The 24,462-nt window shown below is 44.0% G+C and carries 21 protein-coding genes, 7 tRNA genes, 2 pseudogenes and 1 other annotated feature; of the genes and pseudogenes, 1 reads left to right on the plus strand and 29 read right to left on the minus strand.

Going from position 1 to position 24,462, the window contains the following annotated elements:
• Positions 1–15 precede the first annotated feature (15 nt).
• The 27 genes and pseudogenes from pheT to hisC all read right to left on the minus strand — a co-directional run bounded on the left by pheT (position 16) and on the right by hisC (position 21,754).
• Entirely contained in the window at positions 16–2,415 is a 2,400-nt protein-coding gene (gene pheT, locus TOCE_RS07000; protein WP_013276183.1) for a phenylalanine--tRNA ligase subunit beta, read from the minus strand.
• Between the two features lie 17 nt (positions 2,416–2,432).
• Positions 2,433–3,428, minus strand: coding sequence for a phenylalanine--tRNA ligase subunit alpha (gene pheS, locus TOCE_RS07005; RefSeq protein ID WP_425358479.1), 996 nt, complete (start codon positions 3,426–3,428; stop codon positions 2,433–2,435).
• 74 nt (positions 3,429–3,502) lie between these two features.
• Positions 3,503–3,725 (minus strand) — a binding site (T-box leader).
• Positions 3,726–3,867: 142 nt separating this feature from the next.
• A complete protein-coding gene (locus tag TOCE_RS07010; RefSeq protein WP_013276185.1) occupies positions 3,868–4,665 on the minus strand; it encodes a TrmH family RNA methyltransferase in 798 nt (265 codons plus the stop codon).
• Positions 4,662–5,312, minus strand: a complete 651-nt coding sequence (locus TOCE_RS07015; protein WP_013276186.1) for a potassium channel family protein — start codon at positions 5,310–5,312, stop codon at positions 4,662–4,664. Before TOCE_RS07015 ends, TOCE_RS07010 begins: the two co-directional genes overlap by 4 nt.
• A gap of 14 nt (positions 5,313–5,326) precedes the next feature.
• Positions 5,327–5,977 (minus strand): potassium channel family protein, encoded by a 651-nt coding sequence (locus TOCE_RS07020; protein WP_013276187.1) that lies wholly within the window; start codon positions 5,975–5,977, stop codon positions 5,327–5,329.
• Between the two features lie 18 nt (positions 5,978–5,995).
• Positions 5,996–7,315 (minus strand): TrkH family potassium uptake protein, encoded by a 1,320-nt coding sequence (locus TOCE_RS07025; RefSeq protein ID WP_013276188.1) that lies wholly within the window; start codon positions 7,313–7,315, stop codon positions 5,996–5,998.
• 72 nt (positions 7,316–7,387) lie between these two features.
• Positions 7,388–7,744 (minus strand): 50S ribosomal protein L20, encoded by a 357-nt coding sequence (rplT, locus tag TOCE_RS07030; protein WP_013276189.1) that lies wholly within the window; start codon positions 7,742–7,744, stop codon positions 7,388–7,390.
• A gap of 19 nt (positions 7,745–7,763) precedes the next feature.
• The gene (gene rpmI / locus TOCE_RS07035; RefSeq protein ID WP_013276190.1) at positions 7,764–7,961 is read right to left on the minus strand and encodes a 50S ribosomal protein L35; all 198 of its coding nucleotides are present in this window, start codon (positions 7,959–7,961) and stop codon (positions 7,764–7,766) included.
• A gap of 6 nt (positions 7,962–7,967) precedes the next feature.
• Positions 7,968–8,498: a translation initiation factor IF-3 gene (infC, locus tag TOCE_RS07040; protein WP_049817954.1), complete on the minus strand. Its 531-nt coding sequence runs from the start codon at positions 8,496–8,498 to the stop codon at positions 7,968–7,970.
• Between the two features lie 196 nt (positions 8,499–8,694).
• The gene (gene thrS / locus TOCE_RS07045) at positions 8,695–10,608 is read right to left on the minus strand and encodes a threonine--tRNA ligase (protein ID WP_013276192.1); all 1,914 of its coding nucleotides are present in this window, start codon (positions 10,606–10,608) and stop codon (positions 8,695–8,697) included.
• A 276-nt stretch (positions 10,609–10,884) separates the two neighbouring features.
• Positions 10,885–11,508, minus strand: a complete 624-nt coding sequence (locus TOCE_RS07050; RefSeq protein WP_245523111.1) for a DUF445 domain-containing protein — start codon at positions 11,506–11,508, stop codon at positions 10,885–10,887.
• 119 nt (positions 11,509–11,627) lie between these two features.
• Positions 11,628–12,875, minus strand: coding sequence for an IS1182 family transposase (locus TOCE_RS07055; RefSeq protein WP_187286598.1), 1,248 nt, complete (start codon positions 12,873–12,875; stop codon positions 11,628–11,630).
• Between the two features lies 1 nt (position 12,876).
• Positions 12,877–13,607: pseudogene (gene istB / locus TOCE_RS07060) on the minus strand (IS21-like element helper ATPase IstB).
• Complete coding sequence (gene istA, locus TOCE_RS07065) at positions 13,601–15,115, minus strand: IS21 family transposase (protein ID WP_083768520.1); 1,515 nt, start codon at positions 15,113–15,115, stop codon at positions 13,601–13,603. Before istA ends, istB begins: the two are co-directional and overlap by 7 nt.
• Before the next feature lie 164 nt (positions 15,116–15,279).
• Positions 15,280–15,570 (minus strand): annotated as a pseudogene (locus TOCE_RS07070) (transposase); the annotation flags it as partial.
• 134 nt (positions 15,571–15,704) lie between these two features.
• Complete coding sequence (gene ytxC, locus TOCE_RS07075; protein ID WP_013276195.1) at positions 15,705–16,562, minus strand: putative sporulation protein YtxC; 858 nt, start codon at positions 16,560–16,562, stop codon at positions 15,705–15,707.
• 124 nt (positions 16,563–16,686) lie between these two features.
• A tRNA-Val gene (locus TOCE_RS07080) sits at positions 16,687–16,761 on the minus strand.
• Positions 16,762–17,065: 304 nt separating this feature from the next.
• Positions 17,066–17,602 carry a hypothetical protein gene (locus TOCE_RS07085; protein ID WP_013276196.1) on the minus strand — a complete coding sequence of 179 codons (537 nt, stop codon included), beginning with the start codon at positions 17,600–17,602 and terminating at the stop codon, positions 17,066–17,068.
• Between the two features lie 143 nt (positions 17,603–17,745).
• Positions 17,746–18,759 carry a hypothetical protein gene (locus TOCE_RS07090; RefSeq protein ID WP_013276197.1) on the minus strand — a complete coding sequence of 338 codons (1,014 nt, stop codon included), beginning with the start codon at positions 18,757–18,759 and terminating at the stop codon, positions 17,746–17,748.
• Between the two features lie 861 nt (positions 18,760–19,620).
• Positions 19,621–19,709 (minus strand) — tRNA-Leu (locus tag TOCE_RS07095).
• Between the two features lie 28 nt (positions 19,710–19,737).
• Positions 19,738–19,811: transfer RNA gene (locus TOCE_RS07100), tRNA-Cys, on the minus strand.
• A 14-nt stretch (positions 19,812–19,825) separates the two neighbouring features.
• Positions 19,826–19,900: transfer RNA gene (locus tag TOCE_RS07105), tRNA-Gly, on the minus strand.
• A 7-nt stretch (positions 19,901–19,907) separates the two neighbouring features.
• Positions 19,908–19,983: transfer RNA gene (locus tag TOCE_RS07110), tRNA-Phe, on the minus strand.
• Positions 19,984–19,993: 10 nt separating this feature from the next.
• Positions 19,994–20,070, minus strand: a tRNA-Asp gene (locus TOCE_RS07115).
• 11 nt (positions 20,071–20,081) lie between these two features.
• Positions 20,082–20,157 (minus strand) — tRNA-Val (locus TOCE_RS07120).
• A gap of 118 nt (positions 20,158–20,275) precedes the next feature.
• Positions 20,276–20,530 carry an alpha/beta-type small acid-soluble spore protein gene (locus tag TOCE_RS07125; protein WP_013276199.1) on the minus strand — a complete coding sequence of 85 codons (255 nt, stop codon included), beginning with the start codon at positions 20,528–20,530 and terminating at the stop codon, positions 20,276–20,278.
• A 132-nt stretch (positions 20,531–20,662) separates the two neighbouring features.
• Entirely contained in the window at positions 20,663–21,754 is a 1,092-nt protein-coding gene (gene hisC, locus TOCE_RS07130) for a histidinol-phosphate transaminase (RefSeq protein ID WP_013276200.1), read from the minus strand.
• Between the two features lie 173 nt (positions 21,755–21,927).
• Between hisC and TOCE_RS07135 the strand changes: the two genes are divergently transcribed.
• Positions 21,928–22,152, plus strand: a complete 225-nt coding sequence (locus TOCE_RS07135; protein WP_013276201.1) for a NifU family protein — start codon at positions 21,928–21,930, stop codon at positions 22,150–22,152.
• 47 nt (positions 22,153–22,199) lie between these two features.
• Here TOCE_RS07135 and TOCE_RS07140 read toward each other — a convergent pair whose 3' ends face one another.
• The gene (locus TOCE_RS07140) at positions 22,200–23,657 is read right to left on the minus strand and encodes an IS1182 family transposase (protein ID WP_041423906.1); all 1,458 of its coding nucleotides are present in this window, start codon (positions 23,655–23,657) and stop codon (positions 22,200–22,202) included.
• A 136-nt stretch (positions 23,658–23,793) separates the two neighbouring features.
• On the minus strand, positions 23,794–24,417 hold the full coding sequence (cobC, locus tag TOCE_RS07145; RefSeq protein WP_013276203.1) for an alpha-ribazole phosphatase: 624 nt from the start codon (positions 24,415–24,417) through the stop codon (positions 23,794–23,796).
• Positions 24,418–24,462: the final 45 nt, after the last annotated feature.

A 24,462-nucleotide genomic window follows, 5' to 3' on the forward strand; every position in this document is an offset into this window, starting at 1 on the left:
TGTCCTCCCCGTACTCTACTCTCTCAGGCGGCCGTTGAATTTCTTCAAGATGCATTCCGTAATATTGCCGTGCAACCGGTTTATTTCTTCATCAGTCAGCGTCCTGTCCTTTGCCCTGTACGTCAAAGAAAAAGCAAGGCTCTTATATCCTTCCGGTATCTGATTTCCTCTGTATACGTCAAACAGCTCAACATTTTCCAGCACTTCTCCGCCGGCCTCCTTTATTGCTTCCATTATGCTACCGGCGGTTACGCCTTCTTCTACAACTATAGCCACATCCCTGTCCGCTGCCGGGAATCTTGGCAACGGTTTGAATTTAACCTCCGTTTGGGATCTATCGAGTAAAAGGTCCAGATCCAGCTCCGCTACATAAGCCCGCTTGTCTTCCATACCGTAATTTTCCATTACGTCGGGGTGAACCTCTCCTATAAAACCTGCGATTTCGCCGTCGATGGAGATTGTCGCAGTCCTTCCCGGATGCAGGGAAAAATGCTCGCCGGGATAAAAAACAGCTCCGCGTATTTTTAATTTAAGCAAAAGAGTTTCAATTACACCTTTCAGGTAGTAAAAATCCAAATTCTCATCGCATATAGCCACACCCAGCTTTTTCTTCTCAACAGGCAATTCCTTTAAAGGTATTTGCCTGGGAATGTAGACAGTTCCTAATTCAAAAATCCTGATGCTTTCCCGTTTCTGGTTAAGATTAAGCTTTATCACTTCCAGAATGCCGGGCAGCAGTGTGGTTCTCATTATGCTGTGCTCCTCGCCAAGAGGGTTTATTATTTTGACAGCCCTGCGGACTTCATGGTCTTCCGGTGCTCTCAAAGCGTCGAAAGCGCTAGGGCTTATAAAAGAATAGGTGTAAATCTCCGAAAAGCCGCAACCCATCAAGGTTTGCTTTATCTCGTTCGTAAGTTTCTGATTGCGGTTCAATTTACCGCAGGTAGCTATGCTACCCGGCAGAGTCGAAGGAAGGTTGTCGTATCCGTAAATTCTGGCGATTTCCTCCGCCAGATCCGCCTCCTGGGTAATGTCAGCGCGGAACGTCGGAATGACGACAAAGGTTTGATCGGATTCTTCAAGAGATTTAATTCCCAGCCGTTCCAGTATGTCGATCATTTGGTGTCTTGAAATCTCGGTGCCCAAAAGGGCATTTATCCTGTCAACCCGCAGAGGTAGTTTTCTGGGAAGCACGGGTTCCGGATATACGTCGACACACCCTTTCAATACCCTACCGGCCCCCAGCCTTTCAATCAGCTCGCAGGCTCTTTCAGCAGCTACCGCTGCCAGATTCGGGTCAAGACCTTTCTCAAAGCGCTGGGATGCTTCGGTCCTCAAGCCCATTTTTCTTGATGTCCGCCGGATGTTAGGCCCCCAGAAATTGGCTGATTCCAGGAGTACGGTCCTGGTTTCCGACGTAACTTCGGTTTCCGCTCCCCCCATAATCCCCGCTAAGGCTACAGGGCCTTTTTTATCGGCTATTACCAGTGTGTCTTCGCAAATTTCCCTCAGCTTGCCGTCCAGGGTGGTTATCGTCTCGCCCTTTTTGCCCCTGCGCACTATTATTGAACAACCCGCCAGTTTGTCATAGTCAAAAGCGTGAAGGGGCTGACCCAGTTCCAGCATCACATAATTGGTAATATCCACGATGTTGTTTATCGGGCGTATTCCGCATACCTGCAACCTCCTCTGCATCCAGAGAGGCGAGGGCTTTATTTTCACATCTTTTATTATCCTCGCGATATAACGTTTGCACAGGTCCCCGGCTTCCACCGTCACGTTTACTATGTCTGGAACCTTTTCGACCGATTCTTCTTTCAGATTAATTGAAAGCGGATTTAAAGGAATATTGAAGGTAGCGGCGGCTTCTCTTGCCATTCCGACGATGCTCAAACAATCGGGCCTGTTGGGAGTTATTTCAAAGTCTATAACGACGTCCTCCAGCCCTATGTAATCCTTAATATCATTTCCTACCGGCGCATCCTCGGGCAGGATCAAAAGTCCGTTTTTCACGTCTTCAGGCAATCCGCTGTCATCAAGCCCCAGTTCCTTCGCGGAACATAGCATTCCCTGCGATTCCAGCCCTTTTATACTTTGAACTTTGATCTCTATGCCGCCTTCAATAACTGCTCCCGGCAGGGCAACCGCAACCCTATCGCCTTCTTTGATGTTCCGGGCTCCCGTAACTATCTGAAGCACCCGATGCCCGACATTAACCTTTGTGACAAGCAACTTATCGGAATCGGGGTGCTTTCCGATTTTTATTATCTCGCCGACCACCACGCTTTTTATGTCACGCCCCGGATATTCTATACTTTCTGCATTTGAGCCCGACATGGTGAGCCTTCTCGCCAGTTCCTCCGGCCTGCCGTCGTAATTTACATATTCTCTCATCCATTTTAGAGATACCTTCATGGTCTTCCCTCCCTGACCTAAAACTGTTCTAAAAAGCGCAGGTCGTTTTCGAAAAACAACCTCATATCGTTAATTTCGTATTTTAGCATGGCGATCCTCTCTATCCCCATTCCGAAGGCAAATCCCGTCAATTCTTCCGGGTCATAGCCCGCGTTTTTCAACACATTGGGATGAACCATCCCGCAACCCAGTATCTCCAGCCAACCCGTATAGGAGCACACCCTGCATCCTTTTCCATTGCAGGCTATGCAGGATATATCCATCTCGGCACTGGGCTCTGTAAAAGGAAAATAGCTGGGCCTGAACCTCACCATCCTCTCTTCGCCATAGAATAATTTGGCAAAGGTTATCAACGTCCCCTTTAGGTCGGCCATGGTCACGTTTTTCCCGACCAGAAGCCCTTCCACCTGATGAAAGACGGGCGAATGCGTCGCATCAACCTCGTCGGAGCGGTAAACCCTACCCGGGACTATGACTTTAATCGGGGGCTTTCTGTTTTCCATAGTCCTGACCTGTACAGGCGATGTGTGTGTTCTCAGCAGAATATCTTCCGTTATATAGAAGGTATCCTGCATGTCTCTGGCCGGGTGGTCTTTAGGTATGTTAAGGGCTTCAAAGTTGTAATAATCCAGCTCTATTTCCGGCCCTTCCACTATCTCATACCCCAGCCCCATGAAAATTTCTTTTATTTCGTCCAATACCAGGGTAAGGGGATGTTTATGCCCTAGTGCCACTTTCGAGGGGATCGTTACGTCAATGGTCTCTCTCATTAGCCGTTCCTGCTTTAAGGCCTCTTTTAGTTCAAGGGATTTTCGGGAGAATTTTTCTTCAAGCATCTCTTTTATTTCGTTGGCCAGTTTACCTATCGCCGGTCTTTCTTCAGGTTTTAGGTCTGCCATTCCCCTCAAGATAACGGTAAGCTTTCCTTTTTTGCCCAGGAATTTTATTTTCAAATCGTTCAACTCTTCCAGATTACCTACCCTTTCAAGAGCACGAAGAGCTTCTTCCTGCAAATTTATAAGTTCTTGCTTCACCGCCTCTACCTCCTCTGAAATATAATTATATACTAAAAAAGCTTTCGCCCCCACTCAGGGACGAAAGCTCACGCTCCCGTGGTACCACCCTTTTTCAGTTTATATCCGCAATAAACCCTCTTCTTCCTTTAACGGGGAAAACCGGAGAGGATTACTTAGATTCAACCTCCCGGCTCCAGAGTGAACTTGGGCAGCTTCACCTTAAAAGAGCTTCCAGTCTACGGCTCTTTCTCCCTGAAAGGTTCCCCTGCCTACTCTCTCCTTCATAGCCTTTCTATTGCAGAATTAGCCTTCTATATATCAGGTAAGCCACTACCGAACCCGTGGCTTCAAAAATACTCCAAAAAAAGTCGGCGGTCAGCACAAGACCACGCCCTTTCTCTTCGTTTACGATAATTATAACACAGCTGCTTTAGTTTTACAAGGGAAAGGGGTGGTTTCTTTGGCGCACCGCTTCAAACAGCACGATTCCGCCGGCTACTGCAACATTGAGAGATTCCGCCTTTCCAGGCATGGGAATTTTCACCACTTCGGTGGAGATTTTCAGGATTTCAGGTGAAACGCCCTCGGCTTCACTGCCGAACACCAGCACCACAGGGCCTGTTAAATCCGCGTCAAAATAGCTTTTTTCTGCACCGAGGTGGGTAACCACTATCTTCGCCCTTTTTTGGGATAACTCGTGTAGTACTACCGGAAGGTCTACTCCTTCAATGACCGGCAGGTGAAATATGGAACCCATGGTAGACCTTACTACCTTGGGGTTGTATATATCGACACAGCCCTTGCCTGCCAGGATGCCGCTGGCACCTGCAGCGTCAGCCGTCCGGATAATGGTACCTATATTGCCCGGATCCTTAATTCCATCCAACGCCACAATCAGGAAGTTATCTTCATAAATGCTTGTCAGTTCATGGTTTTTCATCCTGACTACAGCCATTATGCCCTGTGGGGCTTCCGTATCCGACAGAGTATCATATACCTTTCGCGGCACCTCATAGACCTTTATATTTTCGTATTCTTTTATTTTTTCTCTGTGCCGCTCTAAAAAGTCATCGGATACCACCAGAAATTCAACCAAGTAATCGGAATTCAACGCTTCTTCCGTTGCCCTGAGCCCTTCCACCAAAAAAAGCCCGTGCCTTTTCCTGTAATTTTTAAGCTGGGCCAGTGCCCGAATCATTTTAATTTGCCTTTTTGAAGGCAATTCAAGCATCATATTCGGTCACCCAGAATGCATAAATTCTCTCCGGGGCCCAGAACTAACAACGTATCTTCCTCCGAAAGAACTTCGTCGGGAGAAGGCATAATTTCAATCCAGCCGTTCTTTTTTATACCGAGGACGTTAATCCTGGAGCTCTGCGATAGATTCAGCTCTCTAAGGGTCTTTCCTCTCATATCCCTGGTAACACCGATTTCCGCAAGGCAGGCATTTTCGGCCAGTTCTACAAAATTCCGTATATTATCATACGGCAGGCTTTTTGCGATCCTGGAACCCATATCGCCTTCGGGGAAGATGACTACGTTGGCACCGACTTTTTTTAAAGCCCTGCTGTAAAGTTCGTTGTCGGTCTTGACGATTATCTTTTTTACACCCATCTCGTTCAGCATCATGGTGATTAAGACGCTCGCCTGAAAGTTTTGGCCGATACTTACTATTACTGCGTCGTAATTTTTTATTCCGAGGGCCTTCAGGGTCTCTTCCTTGGTCGCATCGGCGATGACGACATTATTTATGATTTCTGATAAATCCTTCACCCGGTCTTCGTCTTTATCAACCGCCAGAACCTCATACCCCAGCTTCATCAGGGTTGCTATTATACTGATCCCGAATGTGCTGAGGCCTATCACCACAAATTTTTTCATCAGAGTATCACCAGCTAAATGTATCTTTCAAGCTTTTCTATATCCTTGTTCTTGCCGACCACTACCAGAATATCTCCCTTTTTTATAAAATCCTCGGCCCCGGGAGATACGATAACATCTTCATTGCGCTTGATGGCCATCACGTTCAATCCATGCTTTACCCTCATATTTAATTCCCTCAGGGTCTTATCGTACCATTCGGGCAGGACTTTAATCTCCACTATGGAAAAATCAGGAGAAAGTTCTATATAGTCCAATATATTGGAAGAAACCAAATTATGAGCAACCCGTATACCCATATCCCTCTCGGGGAATACCACCCGATCGGCTCCGATTTTATACAGCACCTTCCCGTGTAAATCGTTCTGGGCTTTAGCCACGACGTATTTCAATCCCATCTCCTTTAGAATCAGGGTAATTAATATGCTAGCCTGAATATCGTCGCCTATGCTAACTATGCCGACATCGAAGTTTCTGATCCCGAGGGCTTTTAGCGTATTCTCATCGGTTGCATCGGCCTGGACCGCATGCGTGATACTATCAGCCAGAGACTGTACTATTTCCTCATTGCTGTCTATCCCCAATACATCATAGCCGAGTTTGTAAAGCGTTCTCGCAACACTCGATCCGAATCTCCCCAAGCCTATTACTACAAACTGTTTCAAATCAGTCGCCTCCTGTTATTAGCCAACCAATATTCTCTCTTCAGGATATTTCATTATAGCCGTTTTCTTTTTGCTGGCCAGGGCCAGCGCGATCGTGAGCGGACCTACCCTCCCGCTGAACATAGTTAAGATAATAAGCACTTTCCCGGCATCGCTCAGGTGCGGTGTGATCCCCAGGGTTAAACCTACAGTTCCAAAGGCCGACACAGTTTCGAATAGTATAGACATAAAATCGGCCCTCTCTGTAATCGTGAGCAAAAACGAAACGGTAAGGACTAGTAAAAGCGCTATTAACATTATTACGACAGCCTTAAACAGGTTATCCATGGGAATGCGCCTTTTATATATTTCAACATTTTCCTTAGATGTAATTACCGAATATATCATCATTAAAACTAAAGCAAAAGTGGAAGTTTTTACACCGCCGCCTGTAGAACCCGGAGAAGCACCGATGAACATGAGGAAAATCGTAAAGTATTTGGCGGCCAGCGACATATCAGACAAACTTATTGTATTAAATCCTGCGGTCCTTGGTGTTACCGACTGAAAAGCTGCTGCCAGTATTTTTCCTGCCGGCGAAAGACTACCGAGGGTCTTGGGGTTTGTGTGCTCAAGGGCATATATAACCAGAAAACCTACCACCAGAAGAAGCCCCGTCATGGTTAGTACCACTTTTGAATGAAGGCTCAGCTTGTAAATATTTCTTGTGGTAAATACGTCGTATATTACCGAGAACCCCAGACCTCCAAAAATAATCAGGGCCATTATCACGATATTTACTAATGGATCCTCGACAAAGGGAGTAAGACTTTTGAAGTCCCCTATAAGGTCAAATCCTGCGTTGTTAAACGCCGACACCCCGTGGAATATTCCGTAATATATCCCCCTAGGTACTCCGTAAATCCTAGAAAAACGCAGAGAAAGGAGCAGGGCTCCAACAGCCTCGAATATCAGGGTTGTAAAAATGATGTACCTGGTTAGCTTCACTACCCCGGCGAGAGTCAGCTGATTTAACGCTTCCTGCATGACCAAGCGCTCTCTCAAAGTGATCCTCTTGCCCAGGATTAGAAATATTAACGTGGTCATCGTCATGAATCCCAGGCCGCCTATTTGTATGAGAAGCATTATTACGATTTGTCCGAACAGAGAATACTGAGTATAGGTATCTACCACCACGAGCCCGGTCACGCACACAGCTGATGTAGCTGTAAAAAGAGCGTTTAAAAATCCCACAGTCTCACCGTTTCTAGAGGCCACGGGCAGCGAAAGTAGAACGGTACCTACAAGGATAACCGTAGCAAATCCCAGAACGAGTATTTGAGCGGGTCTTAATTTCAACCGAAGGCCAACTGAGATCGCTTTGATTTTCGATCGCCTCCTAAAAGTTTAAAAAGCGACCGAAGCCGCTTTTTATTTTATGTTAGCTTTAGCAATTTCTACGAGTTGTGTAAATCCACCTTGATCGTGTATGGCCATTTCGGCTAACATTTTACGGTTTATCTGGACACCCGCTTTTTTGAGGCCATTTATAAATTTGCTGTAAGACAGGCCGTTGGCTCTGGCGGCTGCATTTATTCTCGTAATCCAGAGCTTCCTGAAATCGCGCTTTTTCAGCTTACGGCCCACATAAGCATACATCAGGGATTTTAAAACCGCCTGATTGGCTATTTTAAACCGCTTACTTTTTGCCCCATAATACCCTTTCGCGAGCTTTAAAATCTTTTTATGCCTTCTGCGCGCTGTAACACCCTTTTTTACTCTTGCCATATCCTATCCCCTCCAAAGTTTACTTGTATGGAATGAGCTGTTTGATGCGCTTGTAGTCGGCTTTGCTTACAAAGGCAGGTTTTCTCAAGTGCCTCTTCCTCTTTTGGGACTTGTGAGCCAGAAGGTGGCTTTTATTTGCCTTGGCTCTTTTAATTTTCCCCTTTTTCGTAAGATCAAATCTCTTGGCAGCACCCCTGTGAGTCTTTATTTTTGGCATGTATCTTCACTCCTTAGACGTATTTTGTTTTGGAGAAAGTATCATAACCATGTTTCTCCCCTCGATAACCGGGGGTTTTTCTACTATACCCTTTTCCTTGACGCTATCCGCTAGCCTTTTGAGGACTTCCTCCCCCAGCTGTGTGTGAGTGATCTCCCTACCCCTGAATCTTATAGTGACCTTCACCTTGTTGCCGTCATCTAGAAACCTGAGGGCATTTTTAACCCTGACCTGGAAGTCGTGCTCCTCTATATTGGGGCTCATACGGATTTCCTTTATGCTGATGACCTTCTGATTCTTCCTGGCTTCTTTTTCCCTCTTGCTCTGCTCGTACTTGTACTTGCCGTAGTCCATTATCTTGCAGACAGGCGGTTTCGCCTGGGGAGCCACCTTAACCAGATCAAGCTGTCTTTCCTGCGCGATCTTTAAGGCTTCTTTCAGCGGCATTATACCCAGCTGTTTCCCGTCGACGTCGATAACCCTAACCTCCCGGGCCTTTATTTCGTAATTGACCTCCAGTTCTTTTTCTTTGGTAATACTGTTCACCTCCAAAGATAAATAAATAAAAGGGCAGGAAGAATCCACCTGCCCTAATTGCCATAGAGACCTTATAGGCTTTCGCCATAAGGTGAGAAGATGAATTCTTCTGCTTTTCAAGTACTCTTTATTTCGTTTTTAATATCACGTTATTTAATATATCACACGGTATTTAACTATGTCAATTATTTTGTATTTATTCCTTATTTTTAATCCGTGTTGTTACCTCTTCGATGAAATCTTTCAAGCTCTTCATCCCCACATCGCCCTTTTCGCGGACCCTCACCGAAACCGTGCCTTCGGCAGCTTCCTTCTCGCCCACAATCAGCATGTAAGGTATCTTCTGCAATTGGGCTTCTCTGATCTTATAGCCGATCTTCTCGTTTCTTTCGTCCAGTTCCACCCTGATATCACTGTTCTCCAGTTCAGCTGTTACCTTACGGGCGTAGTCCATGAATTTTTCGCTTATGGGGAGCACTTTGACCTGAATCGGTGCGAGCCATACCGGAAAAGCTCCTGCGTAGTGTTCTATAAGTATTCCGATAAAGCGTTCCAGACTGCCGAAAATGGTGCGGTGAATCATCACAGGCCTGTGCTTTTCTCCATCCGGACCGATGTATGTAAGGTCGAAGCGCTCCGGCATCATGAAATCCAGCTGTATCGTACCGCACTGCCAGGTACGCCCTATGCTATCCTTTAAATGAAAGTCTATTTTTGGCCCGTAAAAAGCTCCATCACCTTCATTTATCCTATAAGGAAGCCCTTTTTTGTCCAGAGCGTTCTTCAAGGCGGCAGTAGCCCTTTCCCATAGTTCATCGGGGCCCATGGAATTTTCGGGTCTGGTGGACAGCTCCACATGGTAGTCGAAACCGAAGATTCTGTATATATGGTCGGCCAGATTTATTACCTCTAAAATCTCTTGTTCGATCTGCGAAGGCATCATATATATGTGGGCATCATCCTGGGTAAAGCTCCTTACCCTCATGAGGCCGTGCAGCACGCCGGAAAGTTCGTGCCTGTGAACCAGACCCAATTCCGCCAATTTCAGCGGGAGCTCCCTGTAGCTGTGAACATCACTCTTGTAAACCAGTATACCTCCGGGACAATTCATGGGCTTTATGGCGTAGCCTTCACCGTCAATCTGCGTAAAGTACATATTGGTCTTATAGTGGTCCCAGTGCCCAGAGCGCTTCCACAACTCCTCGTTTAATATGATGGGTGTTTTGATTTCCTGGTATCCCCTCTTTTGGTGCTCCTTTCTCCAGAAATCTATCAACGTGTTCCACAGCACCATACCCTTGGGATGGAAGAACGGAAATCCCGGCCCTTCTTCGTGCATGCTGAAGAGCCCTAGCTCCTTTCCGAGCTTTCTGTGGTCCCTCTTTTTAGCTTCTTCCAGTTTCTTGAGGTACTCATCCAGCATGGATTTTTTGGGGAACGATGTGCCGTAAATCCTCTGGAGCATCTTGTTGCGCGAGTCGCCCTTCCAGTAGGCTCCCGCAAGGCTTGTCAACTTGAAGGCCTTTATTCTCCCCGTGGAAGGTATATGAGGACCGGCACACAGGTCGATGAATTCACCGTTTTTATAAAAACTTATCTTAGCATCATCGGGCAGATTTTCAACCAATTCGACCTTGTACGGTTCTCCCATCTCCTTTAATATTTTAACGGCCTCTTCCCTAGATACTTCCATCCGGATAAAGGGCTGGTCTTCGGCTACTATCTTCTCCATTTCCTTTTCGATTCTCTCCAGGTCTTCCGGAGTAAAACTCTCATCTCTGTCAAAATCGTAGTAAAAACCCTCTTCAATAGAAGGTCCGATAGCGAGCTTTACATTCGGGAAAAGCCTCTTCACGGCCTGGGCCATAACGTGAGATGTACTGTGTCTGAACGCATCCTTTCCCTCTTCGTCTTCAAAGGTAAGTATTTCAACACTTGAATCTTCTTCTATCCGATGGTTCAGGTCCACGATAACGCCGTTAACCTTAGCCACGAGGGCCTCCTTCGCAAGCCTCGGCCCCAAGTCTTGGGCTATATCCATCACTGTGACCCCTTTAGGATAAACCCTCTCCTCATTTCCTTTCAACACGACTTTAACCGTTTCCTGCATCGTTTCCCCCTCTTTCCGATTAATTGGTCAAAATCGAAAAACCTCTCGCCCCGAAAGGGACGAGAGGTTGCTCCCGTGGTTCCACCCTAATTGAAACTCTTTATGGCATAAAGATGCCGTCTTAGGACTCCGAGGTGGTCTTCAGCTTACTATTCTCAGGGCTTTTCCAGCTACCGGCCCCTCTCTGGGAGAAATCATAAGCCTACTCTTCTCTTCACCGTCCGCATATTTTTGATTTTTATCTATTATAAACTCATGAAAAGTTAAAGTCAAGTTTTACCTCAAAAAATTTACATAGTATGAGAACACCGCCTGCACCACCCCTATGAAAAATCCTATGACTCCGCCGAGGATCTCGATCTGTCTGAGTTCTTTCCTGGAAAGTTTTATTATCAGATTTTCCAACTGCTCCAGGTCGAGGGCATTGATTTTCTCCTCCACCATCCGACCGAGCTTTACCTCTTCTCTGATCTTCGCTGCTAAGTTTACTTTCAATTCATCGAAGATATCTTCTCCGTGACGGTCTACGGTTTCCTTCAAGTAAGCCGTTATTCCTGTTCTTAAAGGCTGGGGTATGAAAGCCGGCAGTTTCTCATTAGCTTTTTCCTCCACAATATTTTTAAGGTTGCTTAGTATCTGCCGCTTTATATTATCCGAGGTCAACCGCTCCACTATGTCGTCGGAAGACAGGACTTCTTTTTCAAGGGTTTCACCTATATTTTTTGAAATCTCAGCTCTCCTCTTGGGAATAAGGCCCTGCATCTGAAACCCGAGGATTCTCACCGGTTTTAATGGCCGGAATATGAGCTTAATTGCGAGCACATTAGTCTCCCAGCCTATAAAAGCTCCGATAAAAGGCATCAGTATTAACTGCAGTATTAAGTAGTTGTAATTCATCATTTCTACCCCGCATTTTGTTCCCTTAGAATTGGTTTCGAAAAATAATATAACATATATACCGTCAAATAGCCAGTAAAAAAAGAGCCCGTAGGGCTCACAGCTTGTAGACAAAGCCGCTTTTAGGATGCATAACCTAAAAGCGGCTTTTTGTTGAAGGCGAAGAAAATTTTTAAGAAAAACGAATGTAAAGCGGGGACTGTTGGCGGAAACGTTCCCCGTCTTTTCTTCCATAAAGCCAGCTTTTTTAAATTCATGCATGCGAAAAGAAGCGTGAGGTAATGTCCAACTTTCCTCAAGCCTCGTAGATTTGTATAGCGCATGCCATGCTTTTCCTTCGCATCGGCAAATACCCGCTCGATGGTCTGGCCGCGCATTTTGTATAGTTCTTTACCCCATTGGGTGTGTCTTATATCTTCCGCTATTTCTATGTAATGCTCCCATATATGCCGAGTTATGATTTTTGTGTAATTTTTACTTTTGGTGCACTGTAGGCGCATGGGACATTTACAGCATATTTGGGGGTTGCTCCTATATTCCCGGTATCCCGCCCGGTTGGTGGTGCTGTATTCTAATATTTGGTTGTTGGGGCATATGTAACAATCATAATATTCGTCATAGACGTATTCGCGTTTTTTAAAGTAGCCATCTTTGGTCATCGGCCTCTTGTAGGGCATAACGGGAAGCGCTCCTGCCTCAATGATTTCTCTGCATATCCCGGGGGTTTTGTAGCCTGCATCAACCACTACCGCCTCTATTTTAGAAAATTTATCGTTTACTTCTTGAAATAAATCGGAGAATACCTGGCTGTCATGAACATTTCCAGGTGCTATTTTGACACCAAGGACAAAGTTGTTCCGGTCACAGGCTACAGAAGCTGTGTAGGCAAAGCAGCGCTCTTTTTCCCCTTTTTGAAACATCCCACTTTCAGGATCTGTGGTGCTTACCCTGACTTTTTTAGAGCTATTTTCTCCTTTGTTGTTATCGTCATCATCATCTTCTTCTTCAAAGGGCTTTTTACCGTTTGCTTCCCGTTCGGCGTTGATTTCTTTTAAAAGTTCTTCCTTATATTTTTGAGTCCGTTGCTTAGCGACTTTCTCGATATATTTATTCTTATTGGCACTGGCTTTTATGTGAGTAGCATCGATAAATACTGCATCTGTTTTAACAAACCCGCATTCTATTGCTTCCATCAACACCCGCTCGAATATCTTTTCAAATAGATCACTTTCCTTAAACCGCCGTTCATAGTTTTTTCCAAAAGTTGAAAAGTGAGGTATTTTTTCTTGTAATCCATAGCTGTTTTTTGCAAGAGGAAATTCCCCATTTTTGCAAAGGTTTTTCCCCAGGCACCGGTGGGGAATTTTTATGTTAACTTAATTGCCTCATGAGTGATTGCCTCATCCGGTAGCTTTGACCATCAAAGATCAATAGGTAACTGTGGTGTATTAGCCGGTCAATCATTGCTGCTGTCATCTGCTCATCGTAGAAAATGCTCGCCCAGCGGCTGAATTCCAGGTTAGTGGTAATTACTACACTGCGACGTTCATAGCAGTCCGAAATCACCTGAAAAGTAGCTGCGCTCCTTCGCGGTCCAAAGGAACATAGCCCCATTCGTCGCAGATCAGAAGATCTGGTTTGGAAAGCTGTTTCAGTAACCCGGAAAGTTCACCTCCCTTCCGGGCTTCCACCAGCCGGTTTACCAGCGCTGCAGTGCGGAAAAACTTTACGTTGTAGCCTTTTTTACAGGCCTCCACACCGATGGCGGTGGCAAGATGGGTTTTGCCGGTTCCCACGTTGCCGTAAAGGATCAGGTTTTTCTTTTCTTCGAGAAATTTGCAATCTTTTAGGTCCTGCGGTGTAAGCCCCTGCGGGAGTTTGATTTCATCGAATATGTAGCCGGCAAAGGTCTTTATCGTGTAAAAGCCCGCATTTTTCAAAAGCCTGTCCTTTCGGCTTGCGTCTCTGTGCTCCAGTTCTAATCTTAGCAGCTTCAGCAGGTATTCTTCATGGCTTTGAGCCTCGATCTTGTCGCAGTTTTCCACTAGATTGCGGCTGAGTTTTAATGCTTTACAGCAGGCGGCGATTTCGTCCTTCAGCATAAATTGGCACCGCCTTTCAGAAAGGCTTTGTCATAGTCTTCTGCATTGAAGCGGAATGCAGTGAGTTCAGGAACCCCTTCCGGAATCTTTACCGGCTCCAACTGCGGGGTTATACCCGTTATCCTGTTATGGATGGCTACGAGGCTGTCTAAATCCTGCACTCCGTAAAGGAGAGCCTCGGCTACAGCGTTCACAGCCTGTTCAAAACTGCTTTTGGTACAAAGCACAGCCAAAGCCTTGAGCGCTTTGCCGCGCTCACTTTTGCTTAAGCCGTCGAGGTATTCCCGGAGTGGGTCCGGCAGCATGCTGTATATTCCCGAATACTTAAGGGCTCCCGGACAGCGGGAAAGCTGGGTAAGATATGGCAGCCAGTCCATGCTTTCTTGCTTGTTGTCCCCGTAAAGCCGCCGGTGGCGCACGATTTCCCGGTGGCTCTCATCCAGCGGTATGACCTCATGGGCTGTTATCTTTACAAGCACCCGGCTGTTGGCGTATTTGGGGGCGGTAGAGTATAGGTGCTTTCCACCGTTCAAGCTGAATTTGGCGTAGGCGTTGGTTTTGACTGTTATGTAACCGGCTACCTCGTAAGGAACGGTAGGCAGCTCAAGCAGAGCCTTACGGTCTTCATTAAAAAGTTCGGCTATGGATGCCTCCTTCCGGTAGTGTTCGCGGTGCATGTCCCGGTCGCACAATCGTAAAAGTTCGCGGTTAAAATCCTCCAGCTTTTCAAACCTGGGGACCGGGACAAGGAAGTTGCGCCGGTGGTATCCCACCTTGTTTTCCACATTACCCTTTTCATGGCCGGAAGCAGGGTTACAGAATACCGCTTCAAAACCATAGTGCTGCTTGAACCTCAGGAAGGCGTCGGTTAGTTTGCGCTCTCCATTTTTCGAGAGTTTCACGATAGTGCTGGCGTTATCAAACCATAGCTTACGGGGTACTCCCCCCAAGTGTTCAAATATGTCCTTAAGTCCCTGAAACAGGCATTCCTGGTTTTCTCCCTTGAAAAGCTGGGTATATCCTACGTTACTGTAGGGAAACGACAGGTTCAGATAAAATCCGTGATGCAGCGTCCCGTTTTCGTAAAAGTCTGCCTCACCGAAATCCACCTGCGCTTCACCCGGGATATGTTCCAGCGGCAGACGACATGAGTTGTCCTGGTACAATTCTTTTTTTCTCATGGCTACGTAGCCTGCTACGGTGCGGTAAGAACAGTTAAACTTATCTTGGTATTTTTCACAGAGCCTGTCATAAATCCTTTTGGCGGTATGCCTCTGCTTTTTGCGAGCTTTTTTATCTTCTTCAAGCCACTGATCTATATCCGCCTTGAAAGGGTCGAGTTTTGGGAAGGTATGTTTAACTTCTTCAACTTTAACCCTGGTGTTCCAGTCTTCTTGATAAATATACTTGCGTATAGTTTTTCGGTCTTTTTGGAATTCCCGGGCTATCTCGCTGATATTTTGCCCTTTCATAAAGAACGCTTTTCTGATATTATCAATATGGGTCATTGTGAGCATCCTCCAATCCTCCCTTGCAGTTAAGATTTCCCTAACTACAAGGGTAAAGGTTTTTAGGGGTGCCTGCAATGACCTTTGCAAATTTGGGGATTTTTGAGTTGCAAAAGTGGGGATTTTATTTTGCAACTCTGTCCATTTTAATTATGCAATAAACATCCATAGCCTAAAAACCAACGGTAAGCTACATTGACTTCTACTTCTCTGATGGTTTGGCGCATGGAGCGGATTCCATACAATGCTTGGAGCATGAGTAGCTTAATTAACACTACCGGGTCAATACTAGGTCTTCCTGTATTTTCGCTATATAGGTCTTTTACTTCTTCATATATGAAACTAAAGTCGATGCTTTCTTCTACAGCTCTAAGGAGATGGTCTTGAGGCACCAGGCTATCGATGCTTACTAATTCTACTTGCTTTATTATTTCTCTATTTTTCTTCGTTAACATTTCATCGCCCCACAATATTTTTGTATCTTCTTTAATTTTACTAAAAAGCTGATGATTTTTGTACTACCTTTTGCAAAAAAAGACTGTCGACAGTTACTTTGTCGACAGTCTGAGAGCCCGTAGGGCTCAAAATTTCACTTTTGCTTTGGTTTCGAAGCCAGGCAGATTTCGCAGTTATTGCAAAAATAAACCCGGCCCTCAAAAATGTTATAAATTATACTTATAACTTCACTTTTTTCCAGGCCGGTATAACCGTGAATTATGATCTTTCGGGGGGCCAGATTAATAAGGATGCTCAATGCGATATCGTCAAGGCTAAGATCGGGGTTTTCCTTTGCTATGGTGTCTATACCTTTATCTTTGTCCACTGGCTTCATATCTCTATCCAGTAGGAGAAATTGACCGTTTTTGACCAGAATATGCACCAATTCTTCTTTTGGCTCATGAAGGTCCACAAAAAACCTGAGTAAATTTATAAATTCCCGGTATTCTTTTTCCATCAGGTACTCGTCGATGGCCTTGTCGACGACTTCTTCTAGATGCTCGATGTACTCTTTTAACCTGAAATTTATAAATCCGTCCAGAATTATCGTGTTGCAGTTATTCAAGTGATCCAGAATTTTATGTATCACAATCGTCTTTCGTTTTGAGAGATTTTGCGAGCTTTTATCCTTGCCATAAGAAAAATTTAATATCCTCCTGGCAAAATTAAAAATCGCTGTTTGTTCGTTCTTATCAAAATAAAAATATTTCCTGATAATTCTTTTTAAAAGCTTGGGCTCCCAAAAGTCGATTACTAGGTCTGCCAGCATTTCGGCGATATAAGTAAATAAATCATCTTCTATTGCGCAGTGATAAAAAATCGAAGTTCCTACCTTTTCCCTGCGCAGAATCGCCTCCATTCCCTTTTCCTTTAGAGTCTCAAATTCCGCGCGCAATCTATGTTCAAAACCGTCGATCGGTTCTATAACTCCAATGGTTATAAAACGCATTGAGGTCACTCCCTTACTAACTTATAAATATTATATGTCCCTGCCACGAACCCTTATACAACAAAAAGAAGGGAGCTGACCTAAATTCTGGCATAAAAAAAGAGCCTTTTTTCAGGCATAAAAATGGTGGGCGCTGTAAGGATTGAACTTACGACCTCTTCCGCGTCAAGGAAGCGCTCTCCCACTGAGCTAAGCGCCCACTACCTGGTGCCGGGAACCGGAATCGTCCCGAAGCTATAAGATTGTCTCATAAGTTCAAAAATTTAACTTGCAGATGTTATTATAGCATCTATCCTCGTTTTATGCAAGAGGTTAAAGTAAAAAATATTGACCAATGAACCGAAGTGAACAACAATTAGTAAAGATAAACCTCCCTTTAATGGCTTTTTTCGCCATTTGTGTGGAGTTTTTATGATCCTCGATTCATTTCCTGATACATTATATGTTCTCTGTTGATAGTGAAATTCGAACCCACGACCTGCGCATTGCGAATGCTAATGGAGTTACTTGCCGTAGCTTTTGATAGTTTGACCTTGCCCATCAAGGAGTTCCCAAACCAAGTCATCAGGCTCTCCTTTGCCTGTAATATAACAAATCCGCAGACCTTTAGCTTCTACAATCGTCGCCTCCTGACCGTCAAATAGTACTTTGGCGACAGAGCTATTTCTGATGATACCCCAACTTATCCATGCCCTACCTTTATTGTACTTGTATGAGGTGAATCTAAAATTGGCAGGATTTTCACTGTTTGTCGGCCATATTCCCGAACTGATTGTCAATAAACTATATGAGAAAAGCTTTTTTTTAATAATGGCACAGGCAACAATTCCTCTTTGATCTTTATAGAAAATAAGATATTCCCCTTCATCTATATTTGCTTGATAAAGCATTTCAGTTGGTTTACCATGTTCATATTCCAATTTTTTCACTAAGAAATCATATGGTGAAAGATTATTATTTCTAACTATAAATATAGAAATAATACTAATAGCAAAAACGCATACGATTGCGATGACTAAAATTAATGTGCCCTTTTTCAAATCATTACCTCCCTCTATTAATTACCTCCTTCTATTATATATTTTTCGGAGGCTGTAGGTTACTAAATTTCGTAAGTAGCAAGCCACTGTAATCATTACGGTTGCTTGCCAAACAAATGGCAAACTTATTACATTAAAACGTTTTAGTAGTAAAGACCGCTTATAGTAGCAACGAGGCTCCATTGATTAGGAGTCCCACTAAGGGTGAAGCCTGCACCTACACCGTCAGGGCCAGCGCTAATATCAATGGTGCCGGTAACGTCTTGATATGTGTGAATATATTTGAGAATTGCCGCGGTCGTGTTGCCGTCGCCAGTCTTTTTATTCTTAATGATGGAAGTATGTATATATACATCTTCTACATACAATGTAAAAAGGTTAGGCACATACAGGTACTCCTCAAATGACCACACGATACCTGCATTAGGTTCGGCATTAGCTAGGTATACAGTCTGGCGCTGGCCGTTATCCCACCAAGCAGTAGCGGATATATCTGTATCGTCATAATCAAAGTCGCCTCCCCATGCGAAGCCGAAGAAATCCTCACCAATGGCGGGATTATTCTTAGGATCGTAGAAGAAGTAGAATCCATCCCAATGTGCATCACCAAAGAGCTCATAGTGGGCAGTGCTACCATACGAGAGATCGAAGCATTCGAATGTAATTGTCAAAGTGCCCCTCTGACTGGTTTTGGGAGTAAAAGTGGCCTGCGGTACCATTGGTGTCTCCAATGGCTTGAAGTTTTCAATGCCGATAACATCTACTTCGTTTTTTGAAAGGAGCCTGCTGTTTGTAACGACAACCTTGTCGTCTACTATCTCGTACGTCTCTTCAACGAAAGCTGTGGCTGATACTATACCAACGAGTTTTCCTTTATTCGAAGCAAGCTTTTTCTTCAATTCAGTATTATTGGCAATATACTTACGCACAAAATCTTGCGCTTCCTTTGTAGTACCTCTAACGTTAATATCATTTCCATCAATCGTAACCTCAATATCTTTTGCCGCGACCTTTTCTACCATGATATAGGCATCAGGGAATTCCGGAGATATCACCTCAGCCGTGAGCGGAACACGATCATTTTCAGCAGCCAGAGCAGTTACATTTATCAATAACATTGCCACGATCATGAGTAGTGATAAGATTTTTCTTTTCATTTACCATCTCTCCTTTCTTAATTTAATAAGTTGCTGAAACCCTCAGAAAAAGAGGGTTTTAGCATTCTATTTTATATGGATTCCCTCCCCAAATAGTATATTAAATTTTTCCATTCCTGTAAAAATTATATCATTATGTATATTTTTGTTAAGTATATATTTTCTAAAATTATGATAAGTCACAGTTTCGTTCACACTACTTAATTAAAGTGAAAAAGACATTGCAAAGGGTGGGTATCCCTGGAGTATTTATGGAAGAACGGGAACTAAATAAAAAGGCTTCCGAGAAAATTCCGGAAACCTTTTGTTCTCTGAAGCTAATAGTGGAATTTGAACCTGACCTGCGCATTATGAGAGCCTGATAATAATATTTTTTAATGTAGTGTATTCCGTATATATCATGAAAATTAAGGCTTTCATTACCAAAAACATCCGTTCTAATTAATACCATACTTTAAAAATAAACTTTTTGGGCACCATTTGGGCACCAATTATCCCTATACTTTTAGATCAGCTTAAAAAAAAACTGTCTCTAGAGGAGGAATTACAAAAAATGTAGAAAGAATCACCGGAGGCAAAAAGAATTGATGAAGCTACAATACTTGAGAGGTTGCATAATTTAGAATCGGTTTTAACGTCCTATACGGCCTCTAATAGAGAAAAAAGAATGGCAGTAAATTTTATACGTCAATTACGACTTAACCCCGATACAGGTGAATTATACATTTATTTCTGGCAGGATCCCACAGGACGGTATATAAAACGCTTAAAATTGCTCAAAACCGAAAGGAGTGAAAAAGAGCAAAATAATAAAGATGACGGTTCATCGTCATCTTCTATTGAAAATTTTATGATTTTCGATGGTGCCGGGAACCGGAATCGAACCGGTATGGGTATTGCTACCCGCAGGATTTTAAGTCCTGTGCGTCTGCCAGTTCCGCCATCCCGGCTCTTTTATTTAATTGGAGGCTATTTAATTGGAGGCGGCACCCAGATTCGAACTGGGGATGAAGGTTTTGCAGACCTCTGCCTTACCACTTGGCTATGCCGCCATTTAAATAAAAAATGGAGCGGAAGACGGGATTTGAACCCGCGACCCTCGCCTTGGCAAGGCGATGCTCTACCCCTGAGCCACTTCCGCACATATCTGGTGCCTTGGGGCGGAATCGAACCACCGACACGAGGATTTTCAGTCCTCTGCTCTACCAACTGAGCTACCAAGGCTGGTAAAATATGGCGACCCAGAAGGGACTTGAACCCTCGGCCTCCAGCGTGACAGGCTGGCGTTCTAACCAACTGAACTACTGGGCCGCATATTTTTTTGGTGGGCGAAACAGGGCTCGAACCTGTGACCCCGTGCTTGTAAGGCACGTGCTCTCCCAGCTGAGCTATCCGCCCTTGCGACAATTCATAGTATACATGATAATTTAGCCGATGTCAAAAATAATGAACTTCTATTATAAGCGTTTATGCAGTATATGCACAAATTATCGCCTTATTTCTTTAAATATCTAGTTCATCTATTTCCAGACTCATCGTTTTTATCTTCAATATCTATTTTCCCGTCTTCCCTGTCAATTTCCCTCTTAGCAAGATTTATCATCTTTTTCACCATATGCCCGCCTATTTTACCCGCTTCCCGTGTGGTCAAGTTTTCCCATCCGCGTTCCCTTATGTCGTCGTCGAGATGCAGTTCCTTTGCAACTTCTTCCTTTAATTTCTCGAGTTCCTTTTCAGGTTCGGAATTTGCCTGATTTTTGCGTCGGGACATACCTGAACCCTCCAATTCCGATTCAAATACTTTATTATAGAGTATAAACAATATTTTCATTAATATACATAATCGGGGTGGTATTGTAGATATGGATTCAGTATGCTGGAAGCAAGACACTATCGGGAAGCTCTAGGATCCTTTCAGAATTTCCTTTAGCGACCTGATCAGCACTTCGTTTTGCTTCGGGGTACCGACGCTGAAGCGGAGTGTATTCTCCACACCTTCTCCTTCCGGTTTTTTCGTGAGTATACCTTTCTCCAAAAGTTTTTGATAAACGTAATCCCTGGAGATTTCAAACCTGCACAGGAAAAAATTTGCACTGCTCGGGTATACGGTTATCCCTGGGATACCTTCAAGCTTGGTCTTCAAATTTTCCCTCGCGCTTATTATTTTTCGCCTGACTTTCTCTACCCAGTCCATGTTCTTTAAAACTTCCACTGCAGCTATCTGGGAAAATAGGCTCACGTTGTAAGGGGGCTTGACTTTATAAAATTCTTCTATCAGCGCTTCATTGGCTACGGCATAACCGATTCTCAAGCCGGCCAGAGAGAATACCTTGGAAAAGGTCCTGATTATAACCAGATTGGGGTAATCGGAAAGCCTGTTTATAAAGGTCCTACCTCCAAATTCATAGTACGCTTCATCGATCGCAACTATTCCGTTGAAGCCATCGATCAATTCAATAATATCTTCCTCTTCGAAATAATCTCCTGTGGGGTTGTTGGGGTAACAGATAAACATCACCTGAGGTGTATCTTTTTTAAAGTATTTTTTTATCTTTAATACATCCAGGCTCCACTTCCAACCTGTCGCATACTTTTCTAGCAGGAGAGGAATATTAATAACGCGGGCACCGGATATGATCGAAAAAGTCTCATAGCTCGGGAAGGCGGGAACCGGTATTATAACCTCTCTGCCAGGCCCGGCAAAAGCCAAAACAATGTCGTATATTATCTCGTCGGCACCACTTCCGACAAAAATCTTGTCGGGCTCAATCCCCAGATATCCGGCTAATGCCTGTCTCACCTCATCGCAGCTGGGGTCATAATAACAATTAAAACTTTCTTTCTTTACTCTCTCCCAGATGCGCATCTTCAAGTCTTCGGGTAGATCGTAAGGACTTTCATTGGAATTGAGTTTTATCTGGCACGGTTCTTTAGCAGGTTTGTATGGCGATAGTTTCAAAAGGTCCTCTCGCAAGTATTTCGACGTCGATTTCAAGGAGCATACCCCCTGAAGATTTATTATTTTAAATTAATAGAGACTATAACATATAACGGTTCGGAAAGTCAATGGATTGAGTTTATTCTATCGTTCAAATTGATAACGAAGATTAATTCTGATATAATTAAATCAACTTCAAATATATTCTTCTGGAAAGGAAGTGCGGTATCTTGAAAGAAAAGGTACAAGAGGTATTAAACAAGATCCGTCCATCGCTTCAGGCCGACGGTGGCGATGTGGAGCTGGTAGATGTCGACGAAGAAAAGGGCATTGTCAAGGTGAGACTGACGGGTAGCTGTTTTGGATGCCCATTCTCAACATTGACCCTCAAAAACGGAATCGAACAGGTACTAAAAGAAGAGGTGCCCGGTGTAAAGGAAGTACAATCGGTTTAAAAAAAAACAGCCTTTCAGGCTGTTTCAGCTTGTAGACAAAGCCGCTTTTAGGTTATGCATCCTAAAAGCGGCTTTTTGTTGAAGGCGAAGAAAATTTTTAAGAAAAACGAATGTAAAGCGGGGACTGTTGGCGGAAACGTTCCCCGTCTTTTCTTCCATAAAGCCAGCTTTTTTAAATTCATGCATGCGAAAAGAAGCGTGAGGTAATGTCCGACTTTCCTCAAGCCTCGTAGATTTGTATAGCGCATGCCATGCTTTTCCTTCGCATCGGCAAATACCCGCTCGATGGTCTGGCCGCGCATTTTGTATAGTTCTTTACCCCATTGGGTGTGTCTTATATCTTCCGCTTTTTCCACGTAATGCTCCCATATATGCCGAGTTATGATTTTTGTGTAATTTTTACTTTGGGTGCACTGCAAGCGCATGGGACATTCACAGCATACTCGGGGATTGCTCTTATATTCCCGGTATCCCGCCCGGTTGGTGGTACTGTATTCTAATACCTGGTTATTGGGGCAAATGTAGCAATCATAATATTCGTCATAGACGTATTCGCGTTTTTTAAAGTAGCCATCTTTGGTCATCGGCCTCTTGTAGGGCATAACGGGAAGCGCTCCTGCCTCAATGATTTCTCTGCATATCCCGGGAGTTTTGTAGCCTGCATCAACCACTACCGCCTCTATTTTAGAAAATTTATCGTTTACTTCTTGAAATAAATCGAAGAATACCTGGCTGTCATGAACATTTCCAGGTGCTATTTTGACACCAAGGACAAAGTTGTTCCGGTCACAGGCTACAGAAGCTGTGTAGGCAAAGCAGCGCTCTTTTTCCCCTTTTTGAAACATCCCACTTTCAGGATCTGTGGTGCTTACCCTGACTTTTTTAGAGCTATTTTCTCCTTTGTTGTTATCGTCATCATCATCTTCTTCAAAGGGCTTTTTACCGTTTGCTTCCCGTTCGGCGTTGATTTCTTTTAAAAGTTCTTTCTTATATTTTTGAGTCCGTTGCTTAGCGACTTTCTCGATATATTTATTCTTATTGGCACTGGCTTTTATGTGAGTAGCATCGATAAATACTGCATCTGTTTTAACAAACCCGCATTCTATTGCTTCCATCAACACCCGCTCGAATATCTTTTCAAATAGATCACTTTCCTTAAACCGCCGTTCATAGTTTTTTCCAAAAGTCGAAAAGTGAGGTATTTTTTCTTGTAATCCATAGCCTAAAAACCAACGGTAAGCTACATTGACTTCTACTTCTTTGATGGTTTGGCGCATGGAGCGGATTCCATACAATGCTTGGAGCATGAGTAGCTTAATTAACACTACCGGGTCAATACTAGGTCTTCCTGTATTTTCGCTATATAGGTCTTTTACTTCATCATAAATGAAATTAAAGTCGATGCTTTCTTCTACTGCCCTAAGGAGATGGTCTTGAGGTACTAAGCTATCGATGCTTACTAATTCTACCTGCTCTATTATTTCTCGATTTTTCTTCGTTAACATTTCATCGCCCCACAATATATTTGTATCTTCTTTAATTTTACTAAAAAGCTGATGATTTTTGTACTAGCTTTTGCAAAAAAAGACTGTCGACAGTTACTTTGTCGACAGTCTGAAACAGCCTTTCAGGCTGTTTTTTTTATTCCAGATGCTGGGTCTCGTTTACCTTCACTATAAAAGTATTGTCATCATTCAATTCACCGCTGCCGTCGTAATGTAATACGGTAATGGAACCATTGCTTATTTTAAACTTCCAAAAATACCTGAAATCCAGGCCGAGGACGGCCGTTAATATCACCCTTATAGGGCCAGCGTGGGTAACAATCAAAATATTGCCGTCAGGATGATTTTTTGCTGCAAGCTTTACAAAACTTGAAACCCTTTCCACCAGGTCCTTCAGGCTCTCACCACCCGGTGGCCTGTTTTCGCTCGGATTACACCGCCACCGGTGGAATTCTTCGGGGTATTTTTCTTCAAGCTCCTGATATGAATGCCCTTCCCATTCCCCGAAACTGAGCTCTCTCATATCCTTTGTGGAAATTACGGGAAGCCCGTGAGGTGCTGCGATGATTTTTGCAGTCTCGAGAGCTCTTTCAAGGTCGCTGGAATACACAGCATCGAAGGTTTCCCGCTTTAAAACCTGTGAAAGCCTTGCTGCCTGCTGCCTCCCCTTTTCGTTAAGAGGGATATCCTTCTGTCCCTGGTACAAAAAATTTCTATTCCAGAGGGTTTCACCATGTCTCACCAGAAATATCCTGGCCAAGCCAATCCTTTTAACCCAAACTGTGCAAAAATGCAGCGGTTTGAG

This window comes from Thermosediminibacter oceani DSM 16646 (assembly GCF_000144645.1).
GTDB classification, from domain to species: domain Bacteria; phylum Bacillota; class Thermosediminibacteria; order Thermosediminibacterales; family Thermosediminibacteraceae; genus Thermosediminibacter; species Thermosediminibacter oceani.